General features: G+C 45.6%; 19 protein-coding genes. 4 read left to right on the forward strand and 15 right to left on the reverse strand.

Going from position 1 to position 20,487, the window contains the following annotated elements; genetic code table 11:
- Positions 1-184 precede the first annotated feature (184 nt).
- On the forward strand, positions 185-1,033 hold the full coding sequence (locus tag Q4Q52_RS15630) for a D-hexose-6-phosphate mutarotase (RefSeq protein WP_311991033.1): 849 nt from the start codon (positions 185-187) through the stop codon (positions 1,031-1,033).
- A gap of 268 nt (positions 1,034-1,301) precedes the next feature.
- Here Q4Q52_RS15630 and Q4Q52_RS15635 read toward each other — a convergent pair whose 3' ends face one another.
- The 11 genes from Q4Q52_RS15635 to yceD all read right to left on the reverse strand — a co-directional run bounded on the left by Q4Q52_RS15635 (position 1,302) and on the right by yceD (position 10,028).
- On the reverse strand, positions 1,302-2,177 hold the full coding sequence (locus Q4Q52_RS15635) for an NAD(P)-dependent oxidoreductase (RefSeq protein ID WP_012088891.1): 876 nt from the start codon (positions 2,175-2,177) through the stop codon (positions 1,302-1,304).
- 307 nt (positions 2,178-2,484) lie between these two features.
- On the reverse strand, positions 2,485-2,964 hold the full coding sequence (locus Q4Q52_RS15640) for an acyl-CoA thioesterase (protein WP_006087464.1): 480 nt from the start codon (positions 2,962-2,964) through the stop codon (positions 2,485-2,487).
- Positions 2,965-3,082: 118 nt separating this feature from the next.
- Positions 3,083-3,451 (reverse strand): hypothetical protein, encoded by a 369-nt coding sequence (locus Q4Q52_RS15645; RefSeq protein WP_311991034.1) that lies wholly within the window; start codon positions 3,449-3,451, stop codon positions 3,083-3,085.
- 234 nt (positions 3,452-3,685) lie between these two features.
- Positions 3,686-4,924, reverse strand: coding sequence for a beta-ketoacyl-ACP synthase II (gene fabF / locus Q4Q52_RS15650; protein WP_311991035.1), 1,239 nt, complete (start codon positions 4,922-4,924; stop codon positions 3,686-3,688).
- A 236-nt stretch (positions 4,925-5,160) separates the two neighbouring features.
- Complete coding sequence (gene acpP, locus Q4Q52_RS15655; RefSeq protein ID WP_006081231.1) at positions 5,161-5,394, reverse strand: acyl carrier protein; 234 nt, start codon at positions 5,392-5,394, stop codon at positions 5,161-5,163.
- A 164-nt stretch (positions 5,395-5,558) separates the two neighbouring features.
- Positions 5,559-6,305 carry a 3-oxoacyl-ACP reductase FabG gene (gene fabG / locus Q4Q52_RS15660; RefSeq protein WP_006081230.1) on the reverse strand — a complete coding sequence of 249 codons (747 nt, stop codon included), beginning with the start codon at positions 6,303-6,305 and terminating at the stop codon, positions 5,559-5,561.
- Positions 6,306-6,314: 9 nt separating this feature from the next.
- Positions 6,315-7,241 (reverse strand): ACP S-malonyltransferase, encoded by a 927-nt coding sequence (gene fabD / locus Q4Q52_RS15665; RefSeq protein WP_311991036.1) that lies wholly within the window; start codon positions 7,239-7,241, stop codon positions 6,315-6,317.
- 62 nt (positions 7,242-7,303) lie between these two features.
- Complete coding sequence (locus tag Q4Q52_RS15670; RefSeq protein WP_106650217.1) at positions 7,304-8,263, reverse strand: beta-ketoacyl-ACP synthase III; 960 nt, start codon at positions 8,261-8,263, stop codon at positions 7,304-7,306.
- A 9-nt stretch (positions 8,264-8,272) separates the two neighbouring features.
- Complete coding sequence (plsX, locus tag Q4Q52_RS15675) at positions 8,273-9,301, reverse strand: phosphate acyltransferase PlsX (RefSeq protein WP_220592683.1); 1,029 nt, start codon at positions 9,299-9,301, stop codon at positions 8,273-8,275.
- Between the two features lie 15 nt (positions 9,302-9,316).
- Positions 9,317-9,487: a 50S ribosomal protein L32 gene (gene rpmF / locus Q4Q52_RS15680; protein WP_006081226.1), complete on the reverse strand. Its 171-nt coding sequence runs from the start codon at positions 9,485-9,487 to the stop codon at positions 9,317-9,319.
- A gap of 16 nt (positions 9,488-9,503) precedes the next feature.
- Positions 9,504-10,028, reverse strand: coding sequence for a 23S rRNA accumulation protein YceD (yceD, locus tag Q4Q52_RS15685; RefSeq protein ID WP_311991037.1), 525 nt, complete (start codon positions 10,026-10,028; stop codon positions 9,504-9,506).
- 262 nt (positions 10,029-10,290) lie between these two features.
- On the opposite strand from yceD, the gene Q4Q52_RS15690 reads away from it, so the two are divergent.
- A complete protein-coding gene (locus Q4Q52_RS15690; RefSeq protein WP_311991038.1) occupies positions 10,291-10,875 on the forward strand; it encodes a nucleoside triphosphate pyrophosphatase in 585 nt (194 codons plus the stop codon).
- 195 nt (positions 10,876-11,070) lie between these two features.
- Here the strand turns inward: Q4Q52_RS15690 and Q4Q52_RS15695 are convergent, their stop codons facing one another.
- Positions 11,071-11,787, reverse strand: a complete 717-nt coding sequence (locus tag Q4Q52_RS15695; RefSeq protein ID WP_311991039.1) for an HAD-IA family hydrolase — start codon at positions 11,785-11,787, stop codon at positions 11,071-11,073.
- Between the two features lie 22 nt (positions 11,788-11,809).
- The gene (rluC, locus tag Q4Q52_RS15700; protein ID WP_311991040.1) at positions 11,810-12,769 is read right to left on the reverse strand and encodes a 23S rRNA pseudouridine(955/2504/2580) synthase RluC; all 960 of its coding nucleotides are present in this window, start codon (positions 12,767-12,769) and stop codon (positions 11,810-11,812) included.
- Between the two features lie 542 nt (positions 12,770-13,311).
- Between rluC and rne the strand changes: the two genes are divergently transcribed.
- A complete protein-coding gene (gene rne / locus Q4Q52_RS15705; protein ID WP_311991041.1) occupies positions 13,312-16,743 on the forward strand; it encodes a ribonuclease E in 3,432 nt (1,143 codons plus the stop codon).
- A 153-nt stretch (positions 16,744-16,896) separates the two neighbouring features.
- Positions 16,897-18,456, forward strand: coding sequence for a SulP family inorganic anion transporter (locus tag Q4Q52_RS15710; RefSeq protein WP_311991042.1), 1,560 nt, complete (start codon positions 16,897-16,899; stop codon positions 18,454-18,456).
- 681 nt (positions 18,457-19,137) lie between these two features.
- Here the strand turns inward: Q4Q52_RS15710 and Q4Q52_RS15715 are convergent.
- Both Q4Q52_RS15715 and rlmA read right to left on the reverse strand, forming a co-directional pair.
- Entirely contained in the window at positions 19,138-19,347 is a 210-nt protein-coding gene (locus Q4Q52_RS15715) for a cold-shock protein (protein ID WP_011789734.1), read from the reverse strand.
- Positions 19,348-19,653: 306 nt separating this feature from the next.
- On the reverse strand, positions 19,654-20,469 hold the full coding sequence (rlmA, locus tag Q4Q52_RS15720) for a 23S rRNA (guanine(745)-N(1))-methyltransferase (protein WP_311991043.1): 816 nt from the start codon (positions 20,467-20,469) through the stop codon (positions 19,654-19,656).
- Positions 20,470-20,487 lie beyond the last annotated feature (18 nt).

The raw sequence follows: 20,487 nt of genomic DNA on the forward strand, positions 1-20,487 counted from the left end.
TGACCACTTTAGCTAAATTTGCCGAAAAAGAAAGCACCCCAACGGCCAGCAAAGACTTTTGTTTACACAAACGAACAGCGAAACCGTAAATTGATCGCAACAAAGCCTTATGTTATCGCGGAAAACTTTGTAAGCTAACTGCCTGTTTTTCTGATATGCCAGCAGAGTTAAGGATATTGCTACTATGGGTTCTGTCACTACTAAAAAGCACGCCAACGGGCTCGATTATGTCGAAGTGAATACGGCGTTATGTCAGGCAAGAATTTTTTTGCAGGGCGCGCAAATAGACTATTTTCAACCCGTAGGAAAACCACCTTTGCTGTGGGTTTCATCGGCTGACGATTATCAACCCGGTAATGGGATCCGTGGCGGTGTGCCCGTATGCTGGCCTTGGTTTGGCATGAGTAGTGAAGCAAACTTCCCCCAACACGGTTTCGCCCGCACCCGCATTTGGGCGCTGGAATCGGTAGAAATGCGTAATCAGTTAGTTGATTTACGTTTTAGCTTAAAGATCAGTGAGCAAGATAAAATTTATTGGCCGCATAACACTCAGGTCAGCGTGTTATTCACCCTAGGCGACACCCTGAGTATCAGTCTTGTGAATACCAACTTAGGCGATGAAACCGTGACGCTTACCCAAGCGCTGCACACTTATTTCCCGATTGAGGATATCCACCAACTCAAAGCGAGCGGTTTTAGTGGCTCAAAATACATCGAATTTGCCGAGGGACCTTATCCGCAAACCACGGATGAAGTGCTGTTTGATCGCGAGACAGATCGTGTCTATACCGATCTCGGCCCTGTGCAATTATTGCATACGCCGCAGGGGATAATTGAAGTCAGCCGTGAAAACAGCCAGTCAGCGGTATTATGGAATCCATGGATTGAAAAGTCACAACGCCTTGGCCGGTTTAATCCAGAGGATTATTTGACTATGGTCTGTCTAGAAGCGGCCAATGTTTTAGAAGATAAAGTAGTGCTTGCCCCAGGTGAAACCCACAGTTTAGTGACCCATATTCGCTGGAATGACTAACGATTTAATATCTTATTTCTTAAAATCTGGAGCTTAAAATCTAGAGCTTAAAATCGAGAGCTTAATATCTAGTTCTTAATCCTAGTCAAAAAACGATACAAACAAAAATGCCCAGTTCGATTTGCCAACGCAATCGGGACTGGGCATTTTTATCACTGCGAAATCTGAGTGTTTATCACTCCGACAGCCAAGTTTTTATCACTTCGAAACCAGAGTTTCTATCACTACAAGACCTCAGTTTTTATAACGATGAAACTTAAGGTAAAACTTATTTCGCCGATTTTTCTAAACGTGCCAACAGGCTAGACGTATCCCAACGGTTACCGCCCATGCCCTGTACTTCTGAATAGAATTGATCGACTAACGCGGTTAATGGCAAGTGTGAACCATTGCGGCGAGCTTCTTCTAAGGCGATGCCTAAATCTTTACGCATCCAATCGACGGCAAAACCAAAATCATAGCTTTGGCCCCACATCGTCTTGTAGCGATTTTCCATTTGCCAGCTTTGCGCCGCGCCTTTACTGATCACTTCAATCACTTTCTCGCCATCGAGTCCTGCCTTGCGCGCAAACTGTAATGCTTCAGCTAAACCTTGCACCACACCCGCGATACAGATTTGGTTCACCATCTTAGTTAACTGACCTGCACCAACCTCACCTAAACGCTCGGCGCAGCGGGCAAAGGCTTCAATCACAGGTTTAACACGGGCAAACACAGCTTCATCGCCGCCAACCATCACAGTCAAGGCGCCATTTTCGGCGCCCGCTTGACCGCCCGACACAGGCGCATCGAGGAAATCAATGCCCTTTTCCGCTAACACTTGATGAAGCTCACGAGCGACATCGGCCGAAGCCGTAGTATGGTCAACCAGCACTGCGCCCTTTTTCATCCCATGAATAACGCCATCACTGCCTAATACCACTTCACGCAGATCGTTATCATTGCCCACACAGGTAAACACAATATCTTGACCCTCTGCCGCTTCCTTTGGCGTTGGGCAGCAACGTCCGCCATAGGTGTCGACCCAAGTTTGCGCCTTGGCAAAAGTGCGATTATAAACAGTGACCTCATGGCCTTTGTTCAGTAAATGCCTCGCCATGGGATATCCCATTACGCCTAAACCAATAAATGCGACTTTTGCCATGAAGTGATCCTCAAATAGGTAAACAAGGTGAATCGAGTAGAAATTGCTGAATCGAGTTGTGTTTCGTCTGCCCAATATGTTACCGCTAAAACCTCAACAACAAATACTAAAAAAGTGCCAGTAAGTGTTTCAATCTATAGGTTCAATTGAGGTGTTTATTTAGGGAAATGGGCAGTGAAAAATAATGGCGGCAGTTTAGCATTCATCCCGCATAGCGTCAGGTTGAAATCGGCCCCACAGGCAAACGCACTTTTCGGCAGAGACAACAAAGGCGCCTTAAGCGCCTTTGTTGATTTAATTTATGGGGCTATTTCACCACGTGGGCTTCCATTTCGGCGCCAATCTTTTTACGCATTTCCATCAAGCGCAGCGCAGAATCGCGCAAATGAATATCATGTTCAGTCTGTGGTATCCATTCAGGCACTGGCGTAGGCTGACCATGTTCATCAACAGCTACCATGATCACAATACAGTGGGTAGTGAGATGACGTTCAGAGACTTTAGGATCGCCGGCCCGCACATCGATACCGATATGCATAGAAGTTTTCCCCGTATAAATCACCTTAGCGCTGACTTCGACTATGTTGCCCACTAAAATGGGTTGCACAAAACGAATCCCGCCCGCATAGGCTGTAATACAATATTTACCGCTCCAACCCGCTGCACAGGCGTAGGCCGCGAGATCGATCCACTTCATCACAGCGCCACCGTGGACCTTACCACCAAAATTTACATCCGCAGGCTCTGACAAAAATCTCAGGGTACTTTGTCTATCGATACCAGCCATATAACCTCAACTTATTCAGCCACTATGGCTCAATGTCTTCGTGCAATAAGCTGAGTTTACGATAGAAATCCCCAATAGCGTAAAGATAATTACGATTGGCCTCGCCAAAGAATTCGATTTAACCAAAGTGACTAATAAGCACGCAGCAAAGCAGTAGACTCGGCAGGGCTAAGCGGTAAAGCCATAGCTGTAGCGCGCTGCTAACAAATCGTGTGCCCTTCGCAAAAGTGTACACACCTAAGCCAAGCATGAAGAAACCCAGCACTTCAAGACCCGAGGACATATTGCTGTCGCCACCAACATTAATCGCCGTCACCAATAAGGAAAACCAGACGACCACGTAAGCGGCTATTGCTAAGGTAAAAGTCTTGATCCCTATGTCCATGTTAGGGTGCCAGACTTTAAATTCACCGCGGATCAATTCGGTCAGATTGGCCGTTAATGCGCCGATGAGGGGGACAAGCGGGATCACCGCAGGGTTTAACATGACACACTCCATCAAGATTAAATATATCTGTCATTATCTGTGGCCAATAGAATTAAACAAGCTTGATGAACAAAGGTTAACGTCATGGATATCAGGTAGTTAGAAAGTGATTTTTATCACAATGAAAGCGTGAAATAATGCTACTCAATTCACAATCTCAATGGATTTTATCCATAAAAAATGCGCCCTCAGGCGCATTTTTTCACTGTCTTTTTTTCACTAACAATGCAAGTTTTACACTTTCTTAAACAGTAATGAACCGTTAGTCCCACCAAAACCGAAGGAGTTACACAGAGCGTAATCCATCTTCACGTCACGGGCAGTATGAGCGACAAAGTCTAAATCACAACCTTCATCCGGATTATCCAAGTTAATGGTTGGCGGTACAGCTTGGTCGCGCAGTGCTAATAAAGTGAAAATCGCTTCAACTGCACCAGCAGCACCTAATAGGTGACCCGTCATCGATTTAGTCGAGCTAACCAGTACTTTATAAGCGTGGTCGCCAAATACAGACTTAACCGCTGCCGCTTCCGCTTTATCACCTGCTGGCGTCGACGTACCATGGGCATTGATATAACCAATTTGCTCCAGTGATAACTTAGCATCATTAATAGCATTGACCATAGCCGCAGCAGCGCCAGCGCCGTCGCTTGGAGGCGATGTCATGTGGAAAGCATCACCGCTCATACCAAAACCGACTAACTCGCCGTAAATGGTCGCACCGCGCGCTTTAGCGTGTTCGTACTCTTCCATCACCATCACGCCCGCACCGTCACCGATCACAAAACCATCACGGTCTTTATCCCATGGACGGCTCGCCGCAGTCGGATCGTTATTGCGTGTCGATAATGCTTTCGCAGCACCAAAACCTGCCACGCCTAAAGGAGAAGTGACATCCTCAGCGCCGCCGGCCACCATCACGTCGGCATCGCCATAGGCAATGGTACGCGCTGCAAAACCGATATTGTGCACGCCTGTAGTACAAGCGGTCGTCACGGCAAAATTGGGGCCTTTCATGCCAAACATGATCGACAAGTGGCCCGAAATCATATTGATGATAGTGCTAGGTACAAAGAAAGGAGAAACCTTACGCGGACCACCATTCATCAAGGCGCTATGCCCTTGTTCAATCAACCACATGCCGCCCATACCGGCACCAATAGCCGTACCGACACGACCAGGGTTTTCTTTGCTCATGTCCAGACCTGAGTCTTGGATAGCTTGGATGCCAGCTGCCATACCGTATTGAATAAAGAGGTCCATCTTACGGGCGTCTTTTTTCGTTACGAATTGCTCAACATCGAAATCTTTTACTGAACCACTGAAACGAGTGGTAAATTCACTGGCATCAAATTTGGTTATCGGTGCAATACCACTCTTACCCGAAAGCAAAGCCTTCCAAGTAGTATCGACAGTATTGCCCACTGGAGTTACTAACCCCAAACCGGTTACCACTACACGACGTTTAGACACGGCAGTCACCTTTAAATGCTAATTTGTTAATTCAGATAGAGGACACAAGGTTTTCTATCATTAGACAATTTCTTAAATAACTTTTATTTAGAACAATTCGCCAATCTGCGGCGAGCATCTCGTGGATAACACTTAAAACACGATCCAGAGACGATTGAATGGCACGGAGGCAGAATTTGACGGGGGTAAAACAAAAACAGGCGGCAAAAATGCCGCCTGTCTTCAAGAATTCAGAATTACTGATTCTTAGAAACGTAATCGATCGCTGCTTGAACAGTAGTGATCTTTTCAGCTTCTTCATCAGGGATCTCGGTATCAAACTCTTCTTCCAGAGCCATAACCAACTCAACAGTGTCCAGAGAATCTGCACCCAGATCGTCAACGAAAGATGCCGCTGGCTTAACGTCTTCTTCTTTAACGCCCAGTTGCTCTACAATGATTTTCTTTACACGTTCTTCGATGTTGCTCATTAGTTTTCTTTCCTATTCAAATTACGCACTTGCGTAAGATTGCGAGTAGTTTATTAGATTTGGCTGACAATGCAAGCTTAGTTTTCGTGGTCTAACCACGAAATTTCACTATCAATTGATACAGATCACTACTCAGTTGCGACAGAAATCCCTGCCATTCGCCCTTAAACCATGTACATGCCGCCATTCACATGCAAAGTTTCACCTGTGATGTAAGCGGCTGAGTCCGAGGCCAAAAAGAGCACTGCATTGGCAATTTCTTGCGCTTGCCCTAATCGTTCCATCGGAACCTGTGACATGATAGCTTTTTGCTGCTCTTCGGTCAGCTCATCTGTCATATCGGTCTGGATAAATCCAGGAGCGATAGCATTAACTGTAATTTGACGAGATGCAACCTCTCTTGCAAGAGATTTTGTAAATCCAATCAAACCCGCCTTTGCTGCCGAGTAGTTAACTTGACCTGCATTGCCCATGGTGCCTACCACTGAACCGATATTGATGATTCGGCCAAAGCGCTTTTTCATCATGGTACGCATCACAGGTTTTGATAGTCTAAATAACGATGTCAGGTTGGTGTCGATAATATCCTGCCATTCATCATCTTTCATCCGCATCAGCAGATTATCACGGGTTATACCCGCGTTGTTGACTAGAATATCAACATCACCCGCTTTTTCTTTGATCGAGGCGAATAAATGTGTAACAGATTCACTATCTGTGACATTAAGCACTAAACCAAAACCTTTGTCACCCAGATATTCTTGGATCGCCGCAGCGCCCTTCTCACTGGTTGCGGTTCCAATAACCACTGCACCCGCTTCGACCAGTGTCTCAGCGATCGCACGGCCAATACCGCGGCTCGCACCTGTCACCAAAGCCACTTTGCCTGTTAAATTCAGGTTGAAACTCATATAAACTCCTTACTCAGTTAATGCTGCTAATGAAGCAACATCATTAACCGCTTGGGCTGATAGTGATTTATTAATTCGTTTTGCTAATCCTGTCAATACTTTACCAGGACCACATTCCACCAGTTGGGTAATGCCTTTTTGGGCCATTAGCTCAACAGTTTCGCTCCAGCGGACAGGACAATATAACTGACGCACTAACGCATCTTTTATGTCATCAGCAGAGGTGGGTGATGCCACATCAACGTTATTAATCACTGTAATTTTTGGGGTATTAAACTGTACATCGTTTAATGCCACGGCCAGTTTATCCGCCGCAGGTTTCATTAATGCACAGTGTGATGGCACGCTGACAGGTAAAGCCACCGCCATTTTAGCGCCCGCTGCTTTACAAGCTGCTGCAGCGCGCTCAACTGCGTCTTTTTGGCCTGCAATGACCACTTGACCAGGACTGTTAAAGTTAACTGGACTCACCACGTCACCTTGAGCCACTTCGGCGCAGGCATTAGCGATACTCTCGTTGTCCAAACCGATAATCGCATACATAGCACCCGTGCCAGCTGGAACCGCTTGCTGCATCAGTTGACCACGTAATTCCACTAACTTAATCGCGTCTTTAAAATCCATCACACCGGCGCAAACTAAAGCAGAATACTCGCCTAAGCTGTGACCCGCGAGTATAGCAGGCATAGGTTTGCCTGAAGCCACGTAGGTACGCCAAATCGCCACGCTCGCCGCTAATAGGGCTGGTTGAGTTTTATCGGTTTCATTTAAGCTTTCAACAGGACCTTGCTGAACCAATGCCCACAGATCATAACCTAAGACGTCACTCGCCTCAGCAAAGGTTTGTCCAACAACAGCATGAGATTCGGCAAGCTCGGCTAACATGCCGAGGGCTTGTGAACCTTGACCCGGAAATACAAAAGCAACATTTTCCATATTCAAATTACCTATGGCTAACTTAATTTATTGAAAAATCATGTGGAAAACACATGTAGAACTTAGAAGCGAATGAGCGCACTGCCCCACGCAAAACCAGCACCAAAGGCCTCGAGCAGCAGTAGGTGCCCACGCTGAATACGGCCATCACGCACGGCTTCATCTAATGCGATAGGCACAGAGGCCGCCGAGGTATTACCGTGTTTAGCTAAGGTCAATACGACTTTATCAAGACTCATATCGAGCTTTTTCGCGGTGGCATTAATAATACGGAAATTAGCTTGGTGTGGGACTAACCAGTCAATTTCTGACTTATCGATATTGTTGATGCGCAAAGTCTCTGTCACAACATGGGACAATTGAGTCACAGCCACTTTAAAGACATCGTTACCTTTCATGGTCATAAAGCCGACCGCTTCTGAGGTTTCGCCTTTACGTGGTGGAAATGCGCATTTCAATAAGTCGCCTTGGCGACCATCGGCATAAATGTGGGTCGAAATGATCCCTGGCGTTTCAGATGCGCCAATCACAACAGCGCCCGCACCATCACCAAATAAAATAATGGTTGAACGATCTTCTGGCTCACATAGTCGAGACAGCACATCGGCACCAATCACTAATACTTTTTTTGCCGCGCCCGTTTTTACAAATTGGTCGGCGACAGATAAAGCATAAACAAAGCCTGAGCAAGCCGCAGCGATGTCAAATGCTGGAATGGTATGCACGCCAAGCATGGCTTGGATTTCACAGGCCGCTGCTGGAAAAGCATTGGGGGCACTGGTGGTACCGCAAACGATCATGTCTAAATCTGATGCTTCTATGCCAGCCATTTCCAGCGCTTTGAGTGCCGCTTGGTAGCCCATAGTTGAAACGGTTTCATCGAAGGCCGCGATGCGACGTTCTGATATACCTGTACGTTCAACAATCCATTGGTCACTGGTTTCCACCATTTGTTCCAAATCTTGATTGCTACGCACCTGCACTGGCAGATAACTACCAGTTCCGAGAATTTTTGTATGCATAAGGAGGGATCAGTTATTTATATCTAAAAGAATCGACTCCAAACGATCTTTTATCATTTCAGGGAGTCGACGTTGAGCTTCCGTTACTGCCAAACTAATTGCTTGTAAATAGGCAGTTTCATCCGCGTTTCCATGGCTTTTTACAACTATTCCGCGCAATCCTATCAGACTTGCACCGTTATAGTGGTCGGGGTTCATCTGACTAAGGACCGCCTGAATACGTGGGGCGATAAGTTTAGCCAGAAAACGAACAAATAAACCTTGGGTTAGTCCCCGTTTTAACTGATGTACCAATAATTTGGCAATGCCTTCAGAGGTTTTAAGCGTGATGTTACCCACAAACCCATCACAAACAATGACATCCACATTACCGGAGTAGATTTCATCCCCTTCGATAAAACCCGTGTAATTGATTTGTTCTGTGTGTTGCAGTAACTGCGCCGCTTGCTGAACTTGATCGTTACCTTTAATCTCTTCAATGCCCACATTGAGCAAAGCGACTTTTGGCCGAGATTTCTTATCTACCGCTTCGCACAGGACTGAGCCCATCACAGCAAATTGAAATAAGGTTTCCGAGTCACAGGAAATATTCGCGCCTAAATCCAACAAATAAACAGGTTTCTGCGTTACGGCAGGTAAACAACTCACTAAGGCGGGACGGTCAACGCCAGGTAAAGTCTTCAGCAATACTTTCGCCATTGCCATTAACGCACCTGTGTTACCGGCACTCACACACGCTTGCGCGCGGTCGTCACGCACTAACTCAATCGCCAATCGCATGGAACTGTTTTTACGTGTACGCAAAGCATGCACAGGTCGATCGGACATACTAACGACTTCATCGGTATGAATGATTTCTATGCGTGAAAGTAGATTTGCTTCGGTTTGACGTAGATAGACATCAATTTCAGTCTTGTCACCGACTAAAATGATTTTAAGAAAAGAATGTAATTTTAGTGCCCGCAAGGCTGCAGGCACCGTGACGTGGGGGCCATGATCACCACCCATTGCATCTAACGCAAGCGTCAGATTCGTCATTAGGAAACCAACAAATTACTTGTTGATTACCTTTTTACCGCGATAGAAGCCATCTGCAGTCACATTGTGACGCATATGGATTTCACCGCTGGTAGCGTCTACAGACAGCTGAGCAGTGCTCAGTGCGTCATGTGAACGGCGCATTCCGCGCTTTGAACGTGATTTTTTGTTCTGTTGTACAGCCATTGGCCTGTCTCCTAGATTACTTGCTCTTCAGTTTTTCTAACACTGCAAACGGATTTGGACGCTCCTCTTGAGCGGGTTCGATCTCGCCTACAACCATGTCTTTAGATCCCGCACTGCAATCAATTTCTTGATGCATTGGGATTATCGGCATAGCGACTATCAATTCATCTTCGATCAATTGATGTAGACGCACTTCGCCAATTTCATTGCACTCAATTGGGTCATACGCATCCGGGAGCTCATCGATTTCTGCCTTAGTCCGGCATGGACCGAAGCAAAACTCGACCGTAACCTCAGTGGTAAATAGTGTCATGCAACGTTGACATATCAGAGTGAGCTCCGTCACAGCCTTCCCTTTCAGGTAGACTATCCCCTGTAAATCTACGCCACATTCAAGCGACACTGCCACATCGGAACAGTCGCCGGCACATAACTCATTTAATCTTTTCAATTGCACACCAGGAACAACGCCCTGATAAACTAGGCGACTCGAGGCGGCGCGAAATGGATCAATTGAAACCGGTATCTTTACTGTTTGCATAAGGCGCGCATATTATAGTTTGAAAACGCTAGAGTCAAAGAAAAATTACTAACTTAAGTCCCAGTTTGCGACTTAAGCCTTTCTCCAGCCCCAACATTGAAATTGACGGAAGCGAAATAGTACCCAAGCACGAGGTCGCATACAAGCATAAGCCGACTAAAATAGTCGCATTCGCTGAAAAGAAACCGTAAAAGACAAAATTCTTGCACTCTCTCGCGCAGATTGGTCACAATATGAGTCACTCTTTTGCGGATACCCCATTATGCCAACCCGATTGATATTAGCTTCGACCTCTGTATACCGACAATCTTTACTGCAGAAACTCGGTCTTCCCTTCGAATGCTGTAATTCTGATATTGACGAAACAGCGTATATCGATGAATCGGCCCATGCCTTAGTGCTTCGATTAGCCCAAGCAAAAGCCGTCGCAGGTGCAGAACAATTCCCCGAGGGGCTGATTATTGGCTCCGATCAAGTTGCCGTCATTGATGGCAAGATTATTGGTAAGCCACATCATTTTGACAATGCCGTCGCGCAGCTCACCCAAGCCTCTGGTAAAGCCATCACCTTTTATACGGGTCTTGCACTCTACAACGCCGAAACGGGCGCCATGGCCGCCGAGGTTGAACCCTTTACGGTTCATTTCAGGCATCTTAGCCATGCGCAGATTGTCGCCTACATAGAAAAAGAAGAGCCCTACTACTGCGCGGGCAGTTTTAAGAGTGAAGGCTTAGGCATAGCCTTATTTACCGAGCTTGAAGGTCGCGATCCGAATACCTTAGTTGGCTTACCACTGATACTACTGACAGAAATGCTGTTGGCCCAAGGTGTAGACGTTCTCGCTTAACCTGCTTACACGTTAGCTTATTCGTTTACTGAGGTTTTGCTCAGCGTGCTCTGTTTAATAAATCGATTAAGCGCACCAATAAATGCCGAGCAGCAGATTCGTTTTATTGACGAGAAGATAGGACGTAAATAAAGGTAACTAGGAAGTACTCATGCCTAGCGGCATGAATTGCCGCTTCAGCACTAAATAGCAATGCTAGAGGTATTGCAGCAATTGCGCAGGTGAATCAATCAAGGCAATAGGTTTCGCCCGCAGCAACTTTTCGGCACTATGAGCGCCATAGGTCACACCAACGCTATCAATCCCTGCATTGGCCGCCATGGTTAAATCCAGCAGAGAATCACCCACCATTAAGGCTCTGTTCGGTGCAATATTCAATTCTTTCAGTAAACTTGAGATCATTTCAGGATGGGGCTTGCTGTGCACTTCATCAGCGCAGCGTGACGCAACAAAGTATCGACCTAAGCCCGTTTGCGCAAAAACGCGGTCAAGTCCCGCACGGGCCTTACCGGTTGCAACGGCTAATTGATAACCTTGAGCATGTAACTCATCGATTAAAATAGGTGCTTGTGCAAAGAGCGGTGTTGGCGTGGCATCTAAATGCAAATATTGCGCTTTAAACTCGGCGCGCATCTGCTGATATTGATCATCTTCGCCTTGACCAAATGCATTTTTAGGATGTTGAGGCTGAGAATATACAGAAGAAGCGCTAAGATTGAGTCCCTGAGGAAACAGGACTCGCAGCGCTTCTGTCATAGAAAGACCGATAATATCGCGAATATCGCTTTCGCTTGGGATAGGTAACTGCAATACCCTAGCCATATTTTCAATACAAGTGATAATTTTACCGATGGAGTCCATCAGAGTGCCATCCCAATCGAAAATCACTAAATCGTATTGCTTTATCTTCATCCTTGAAACCTATCCCTGTTAATTACGCACGCTTTAACTTATCGAGTAATTGCGACAAATTTTCATCTAAAGGCGCAGAGACCCGCATCACTTCATCATTTTCTGGATGAATGAACATCAACTCAGCCGCATGTAAAAAGAGTCGAGTTAAGCCTAATGCACGCATGCTGTCGTCAAACCTTTGCTCGCTGTATTTATCATCACAGGCGATAGGATGACCCGCAAATTGGCAATGCACCCGAATTTGGTGAGTCCGCCCAGTGACAGGGCTTGCCTTCACGAGAGTACAACCTTGGTAACGCTGCATAATTTTAAAGCGCGTTTCTGAAGGTTTCCCTTCCGCATTAACACGTACAATGCGTTCACCGGATTTAAGGGTGATTTTTAATAAAGGCTGTTTAACGGCTTTATCTTGAGCAGACCATTCACCTTTCACTAAAGCCAAATAGTCTTTCTGCATCTTTTTATATCGAAGCTGATCATGCAGATGTTTAAGCGCACTACGTTTTTTCGCCACCAACAACACACCCGAAGTATCTTTATCGAGACGATGTACTAACTCTAAAAACTTCTGTTGAGGGCGCAGCGAACGCAGGGCTTCAATCACACCGTAATCGACACCACTACCGCCATGCACAGCAATGCCTGCAGGTTTATTCAACACGATCAAATGATTGTCTTCGTGCAGAATACGGTCTTCGAGTTGCGAAACTTTGCTTAAGTTCGCCGATGGCGCAGTACGATTATCTGGCTCTGCCACTCGGACAGGCGGAATACGTACTATGTCACCAATCTGCAATTTATACTCGGGTTTGATGCGTTTCTTATTCACTCGAACCTCGCCCTTGCGGACAATCCGATAGATCATGCTTTTCGGCACGCCCTTCAGCTTGGTCATTAAGTAGTTATCGATACGCTGTTCGAAGTGATCTTCATCAATCGTGATCAACTGAACCTGTTGTGTGGTGGATTCTATATTCATGATGCGCCATCTAATTATAACGGTCGCCATTGTACAACAACTGAGAAGAATTGTGCCTTTCCATTGCTGAATTTTTTGATTATTGCTATATTTCACCAGCGATTAGGGATAAGCCGTGAATAAAGTGTTCACAACGCCCTGATCCCAAGCGGAAAATTTAACGGATAAAAAAACACTTTCCTGATAGCAAGTCATTGATTTGCAAATCGTATAATAAGTAAAAATACCACAAATGCGTTTTTTACGATTAAATCGAGAAAGTCGCCTTACTTTAATAAGGTTTACCCTAGATTTTCCTCCCCGATTTCGAAGGATATTTTAACTTGTCGTCAGACAAACCGATTCGACTTGGGCATTACCGGAAAGAAACTAAAGAATTTATGGGGTTGGTTGATGTTTTACAACGAATTCCTTGTTTTTGTAATCATTAAAAAATAAGCCATAAATAGGATGCGACACGCAGCGACTGCGTCTAACAGCAATGCGCACCTCTTGCCTAGCCACCAGCCGTGAGGCTCAGTTGACCTACTGCTAGGCCCGTAATGCAGCGAAGCGCGATGTTTGATGACCTCTATTTAAAGAAGAATGACGTCATCATGAAACGTATGTTAATCAATGCAACTCAATCAGAAGAGTTGCGTGTTGCCCTTGTTGATGGGCAACAACTGTATGATCTAGATATTGAAAGTCCAGGTCATGAGCAAAAAAAATCAAACATTTACAAAGGTAAAATTACCCGCGTAGAACCGTCTTTAGAAGCCGCTTTCGTTGACTACGGTGCCGATCGTCACGGCTTTTTACCGCTAAAAGAAATCGCCAGAGAATATTTCCCGAAAGGGTATTCATTTCAAGGTCGCCCAAATATCAAAGAAGTGGTCAGTGAAGGACAGGAAGTTATTGTCCAAATTGACAAAGAAGAACGCGGCAATAAAGGCGCAGCCTTAACGACCTTCATCAGCCTTGCAGGCTCTTACTTAGTATTAATGCCAAACAACCCACGTGCAGGCGGGATTTCTCGTCGCATCGAAGGTGATGAGCGTACTGAGTTAAAAGAAGCAATGGCCGATTTAGAAGTGCCAGCGGGCATGGGGCTTATCGTTCGTACTGCCGGTGTAGGCAAAGAATCAGCCGAATTAAAGTGGGACTTAAAAGTTCTGCAACACCACTGGGCTGCTATCACCGAAGCTTCACAAGTTAAAGGCGCTCCTTTCTTAATTCATCAAGAAAGCAACGTGATTGTGCGCGCTATTCGTGACTATTTACGTCGTGATGTAGGCGAGATCCTCATCGACCACCCACGTATTTACGAAGAAGCTAAGCAACATATCGCCTTAGTTCGCCCAGATTTCGTCGAGCGCGTAAAACTTTACGAAGCCGAAGTGCCATTATTTACTCACTTCCAAATTGAATCGCAAATCGAATCCGCTTTCCAACGCGAAGTGCGTCTGCCATCTGGTGGGTCGATTGTTATCGACCCAACGGAAGCCTTAACCTCAATCGATATCAACTCTGCCCGTGCCACTAAAGGCGGCGATATTGAAGAGACTGCGCTGAACACTAACCTTGAAGCCGCCGATGAAATTGCCCGTCAATTACGTCTACGTGACTTAGGTGGATTAGTGGTGATCGACTTTATCGATATGACGCCTGTGCGCCATCAGCGTGAAGTTGAAAACCGTTTACGTGATGCTGTACACCACGACCGCGCTCGCGTGCAATTAGGCCGTATTTCTCGTTTCGGTTTGATGGAAATGTCGCGTCAACGTCTACGCCCATCACTCGAAGAATCAGCGGCGCACATCTGCCCTCGCTGTCATGGCCAAGGCACAATTCGCAGTACTGAGTCTTTAGCACTGTCGATTTTACGTTTGATGGAAGAAGAAGCCATCAAAGAAAACACCTCGCAAATCGAAGCCATTGTGCCTGTCGATGTAGCGGCATTCTTGTTAAACGAGAAACGCAAAGCCATTCGCATCACAGAGCAACGTCACGATGTCGAAGTGTATGTGATACCTGATGCGCACATGATGACGCCAGATTATCGCGTGATCCGTCACCGTAGTGATGATGAAATCAGCGAATCGAGCTATAAGCGTATCGAACAGCCTGAAGCTAAATTGTATGAGCCACGTAAACTGGAACGTACCGCAGCGCCTATTCCGGCATTAAAAGGGTTTGCCGCGCCACAGAAAGTGGAACAAGCCCCATCACCAACGGTGAAAGTTGAAGCGCCACAACCAGGCTTCTTCAGCAAGCTTATGAGTGCAATCAGTGCCATGTTTGCACCAAGCGAAAAAGCAGAACCCGTAAAAGTTGTTGAAACTAAAACAACTGATACCAGTGCAGCTAACGCTAACCGCCGTAACCGTCGCAACGATACTCGCCGCCCACGTAATGCCCAAGATGCCGACAAAGCAAAAGAAGGCACTCGTGAGCCACGCAGCCGTAATTCGAAAAAACCGGCCGATGCAGCGGTAAATACAAGCGCTCAAGAACGTCCTGTTCGTGAGAAAGAAGAAACTAAACGTCCAGCGCGATCCGAACCTAAGCCACGTGTACAAGCACCAAAAGACGTGGTTGCTGACGTAGAGGCCGATGCACCTAAGCAAGAAGTCGCCCGTGAACGTCGTCAACGTCGTAACATGCGCCGTAAGGTGCGTATCGATAATGGCCATAACACGCCAGATAATGCTATTCCAATTGCACCAGAAGATGCCGCTGAAGTATTAGCTGAAATTGCTGCCGTTAACGCCGCGGCGGCGAGCACTATCAGTGTTGACACTAAAACTGAAGTTGCCCAAGCACCAACTGAAACAAAAGCACCAAGAACACGTCGTCAGCCTCGTAAAGAAACGGCACCTGTTCAAGAAGCGGCAGAAAATATTGCAGTAGAAGAAAAAGCGATAATTTCTACAGAAACTGAAGCCCCAGCAGTTGAGCCAGTGAAAACAGCTGAACAAACTGAAGTGGTTACAGCTGATGTTACAGCACCTATGGATGCGATATCGCAAGATAACGACGCAATTGATACTGAAAGTGAAACTGCTGATGATCAAACAAAACGCGAGCAAAGAGATGGTCAACGTCGTAGCCGTCGTAGCCCGCGTCACCTTCGTGCAGCGGGTCAACGCCGTCGTCGCGACGAAGATGACCAAGGTACATCAACGCCAGCGCAATTCATCCCTAACGATGAATTGGGTGCTGACCAAGAGTATCCAAGCGAAGTCGCCAGTGTCCGTGTAGAAGCGCCAGTTGTTGCAACTAAAACAGATGCAGTGACTGAAACTCAAGTAACTGCTAAGTCCGTTGAAGTAGAAACAGCACAAGCTAGCGAAGCACCTGTTGTTGAAGCTCCTGCAGTCGTTAAACCTGAAGCGAAAGTTGAAACGCCAGCAAGTGACGTTGCATCAGTCGAAACTCAGCAAGTTGATACTAAGCCAGTTGAGACTAAAGCCACTGAAGCGGATGCGCCAAAAACGGTTGAAGTGAAAATTGACGTTGCACCAGTCATTGAAGCTCCAGTAGCCAGCGTTGCAGTAGAAACCGAAGCGGTTAACGCCCCTGTAGTTGAAAGCCCAGCGGTTACACCAGCTGCGCCAAAAGTTGAAGTGGCTAAGACTGAGACTGCTGTAGAGCCAAGCGTTGCACCGAGTGTTGAAGTTAAAGAAGCGGTTAAAGCAACAGCCTCTGCCCCAATGGCAAAACCTGCTGCTATCGCTAAACCTCAAACAACAGTGCAAGCGGCTCCAACGACAGTGAATCCGCAAATCACTGACGCCCTTGTAGTCAACAAGCCGAAAGCCGCAAGCCGTTTTGGTTCTATGGTGTCTTCGGATATGACCAAGCCTGTAGTTGAAGTGAGAGAGCAAGTGGCAGTGCCTAAAGGACGCGAGTATGAGAATACTACAACCGAAGAGCCTACCGCCAAAATTAAACTCACTAACGGTGCTGAGTCGGATATGGCTCGTCCATAACCACTTTAGTTAGTCAGAAAAGCCATGCGATTGCATGGCTTTTTTATTTCTATCGTAAAACTCACACTATATTTAAGGTTTAGCTCAATCCATTTTTTTGTTAGTATTCGCGCCTTATTTTTATCCACACAACAACTTAATAACAGAGGTTCAATGTTTGATCTCATTCGCCACAAAACGTGTAGCCATAAAGCCGATGTGCTTTCAGGGCTAACAGTTGCACTTGCGCTTATTCCTGAAGCGGTCGCATTTGCCTTTGTCGCCCATGTAGAGCCTATGGTTGGACTTTATGCCGCCTTTATTATGGGGCTAATAACGGCACTGATTGGTGGCCGTCCTGGAATGATTTCGGGTGCGACGGGCGCTATGGCCGTTGTCATGGTGTCTTTGGTCGTTGAGCACGGTGTCCAATATTTATTTGCTGCCGTGGTCTTAGCGGGACTTATCCAGATCTCTGCCGGCGTGTGTAAACTCGGTAAATTCATTCGCATAGTGCCCTATCCCGTCATGATTGGCTTTGTGAATGGTCTAGCGATTGTAATTTTCCTCGCCCAGTTAGGTCAGTTTAAAGTTAAGGATGCCAGCGGAAATCTAGTCTGGCTGCCCCAAGAACCATTAATGTTGATGTTAGGTTTAGTGGCTCTGACGATGGCCATTATTTATTTTCTGCCTAAGATCACCACAGCAGTCCCTTCATCATTAGCCGCAATCCTCACTGTGACGGCACTTGTCGTAGGACTCGATCTGGATACTCGTAACGTACTCGATTTCCTCAAAACCATGAGTGGTAACGACAATGCGACCATAGCAGGTTCATTACCTAGCTTTGCGATTCCCTCTGTGCCTTTTAATCTTGAAACCTTATATATCATCCTGCCCTATTCCTGCATCTTGGCGGCAGTCGGTCTTATCGAATCTCTGCTAACGCTGACTGTGATAGATGAGATGACCAATACCCGTGGCCGCAGCAACAAAGAATGCGTCGGCCAAGGCCTTGGAAACATCACCAGCGGTTTCTTCGGCGCTATGGGTGGTTGTGCCATGATAGGTCAATCTATGATTAACATTAACTCGGGTGGACGCGGCCGATTATCAGGAATTACAGCTGCAGTCGCCCTGCTTGCCTTTATCTTATTTGGCGCTTCATTTATTGAGATTATTCCACTTGCGGCGCTGGTTGGAGTGATGTTTATCGTTGTGCTCGGCACCTTTGAATGGGCAAGCTTTAAGTTTATGGGCAAGGTCCCGAAACACGATGCCTTCGTTATCGTGCTAGTGACAACGGTAACCGTATTTACCGATCTAGCATTTGCGGTATTTGTCGGTGTCATCGTTTCAGCCTTAGTCTTTGCCTGGGAACATGCCAAGCATATCAATGTGACTGAAGAGCAGAACAATCAAGGCTGGAAAGTCTACAAACTCAATGGTCCATTGTTTTTCGGCTCAATCGCAAACTTCCTCGAATTATTTGACCCAGCAAAAGATCCTCAAGATGTGGTTATCGACTTTAAGAACTCTCGAGTTGCCGATCACTCCGCATTAGAAGCAATAGACACGCTCGCTGAGCGTTATGGCAATGCTGGTAAGAAGTTACACTTGATCCACTTGAGCGCTGACTGTAAAGCCCTACTGCATAAAGCGGGTGATCTCGTCGAAGTGAATCAACTCGATGATCCTCACTATAAAGTGGCCGATGATAAGCTGGATTCATAACCTAAGTTTCAACAATAAGTGCTAGCTTATATATGAAATACCAAAGCCTGAATCGCAATGTTCAGGCTTTTTTATTATCATTAATCATTTAACGGTAAAGCTGATTTATATCAATAAGTAACTCCTCATCCCCTCAGTTCTAACACGTCTAAACTTAGTCATGACGAGATTTATAGTTATGCATTCACCTACACCAACAGACTCCAAAGCAATAATAATGTCACTGCAATGTCTGCTTTTCCAGATCCATGCAACGAGAATATGATGGGATAAATGCGTTATCGGCCTAGAATTGAGGTTACGCTTACACTGAATACAGTATCGAGAATACAGTATCGAGAGGTGTAATAGTGTTTAATGCAACTGATGCAAAACATGGAGGATGAATCGAAAGAGCTTTATTGAAGTTTAACTCTCTAGAAATGATGTGTCTTAGAGATAAAGAGAAAATCTGAAAGTAGGTGCTAACAACTATTACGATAGACTAAGAAGCAAGTTGAGCAACCTAAGCTCATTAATCTAGCGGCTATTTGTATAACTTTTAACGGAGAAGACTACACAATCTAGAAGACCAACTAACCTTCAAAAGAATGTTAAATTTCACACAAATAAAAAGAGCCATGGAATAAACCATAGCCCTTTAATCCATTGCTATCAGCTCTAGGCTAACAGCACTGAAAATTAACCAATGATAGTTACGTTTTCAGCTTGTGGACCTTTTTGACCTTGAGTCACAGTGAAAGACACTTTTTGGCCTTCATCAAGAGTTTTGAAACCGTCAGAGTTGATCGCACGGAAATGTACGAATACGTCTGGACCAGATTCTTGCTCAATGAATCCGAAACCTTTGTCAGAGTTGAACCACTTAACAACACCAGTAACTTGAGACATGATATAAATCCTGTAAATAAAAAATTAAAGCCTTAACGGCGGTGGAGCTGGAAAATGCCGGTATTACTTATGTTTACAGGACGAACTGGTCGTATTGAACACATAAATATAAGCCCAACCTTCAAGCTGATAAGACTATAAACCATTCTAAAGATAAGTCAACACACTGCGACACTTTGGATTATTTATTTTGCCTAAATCTACTTTGCGGTTTTGCAACCGGCTAGCAGAACATTCAGTTCATGCTGCTTAGCATTTACAGTTAAACATTTTAAATAATTTATTTCAATAGCTTAATCTATTCACTTATCTTGAAATGCGATGCACTTCAATTTGGAAATCCAATTCACAGCTTAGTCCTTGCAGAGCAAATGCTTGCTTTTGCGCATCGGTAAACTTCCAAGCGTAAGGCGTCATTTCTAAAAAATGAGCAATATGATCACTTTTTGTCAGTTCAAGCTGAGAAATTAAGCGTTCCTGATGCAGGCACACAAAACCAGCAATATACGCAGCAGATACAGGATGCAATCTAGGTTCTGCATATATTTGTTGCTTCAAAGCGAAGTGATGCGAAGGTCCGGGAGAGACTGTGATCAAAACGCCACCATCGGCCATAATGCGTTGTAACTCTTCAACTTTGGAAGGGGCATAAATGCGAATGACAAGATCGACACTTTGAGAGGCGATGGGCATCTCATAGGCACTTGCCACACAAAATGCTAAATTGGGGTAGCGTTTAGCCGCATATTTAATTGCTGACTTAGAAATATCTATGCCTTGTAAATCACAATCATGGTGCTGACTCAACACATTGAATAAACGCTGGCTGTAGTACCCTTCCCCACAGCCTATATCAAGGATCTGTTTTGCATCAGCACCAAACTCGATCGCGAGTTCATTCACTTTATCACTCAAGCCTTGATAATACCCTTCGTTTAAAAATTCACGCCGAGCAAACATCATCTGCTTGTTATCACCAGGATCTTTTGAGTTTTTCTTCTGTACGGGCAATAAGTTGACATAACCCTCTTTAGCCATGTCAAACTTATGTTGCTGTGGACAACCCCAAGTGCGGTCCGTTAACGTCAGCGGCGCGGAACACAGGGGACATAAATAGTGCATAGTGGACTCTTATCTTTA

It is taken from the genome of Shewanella sp. SP1S2-4 (genome assembly GCF_031932075.1).
Lineage (GTDB): Bacteria > Pseudomonadota > Gammaproteobacteria > Enterobacterales > Shewanellaceae > Shewanella > Shewanella baltica.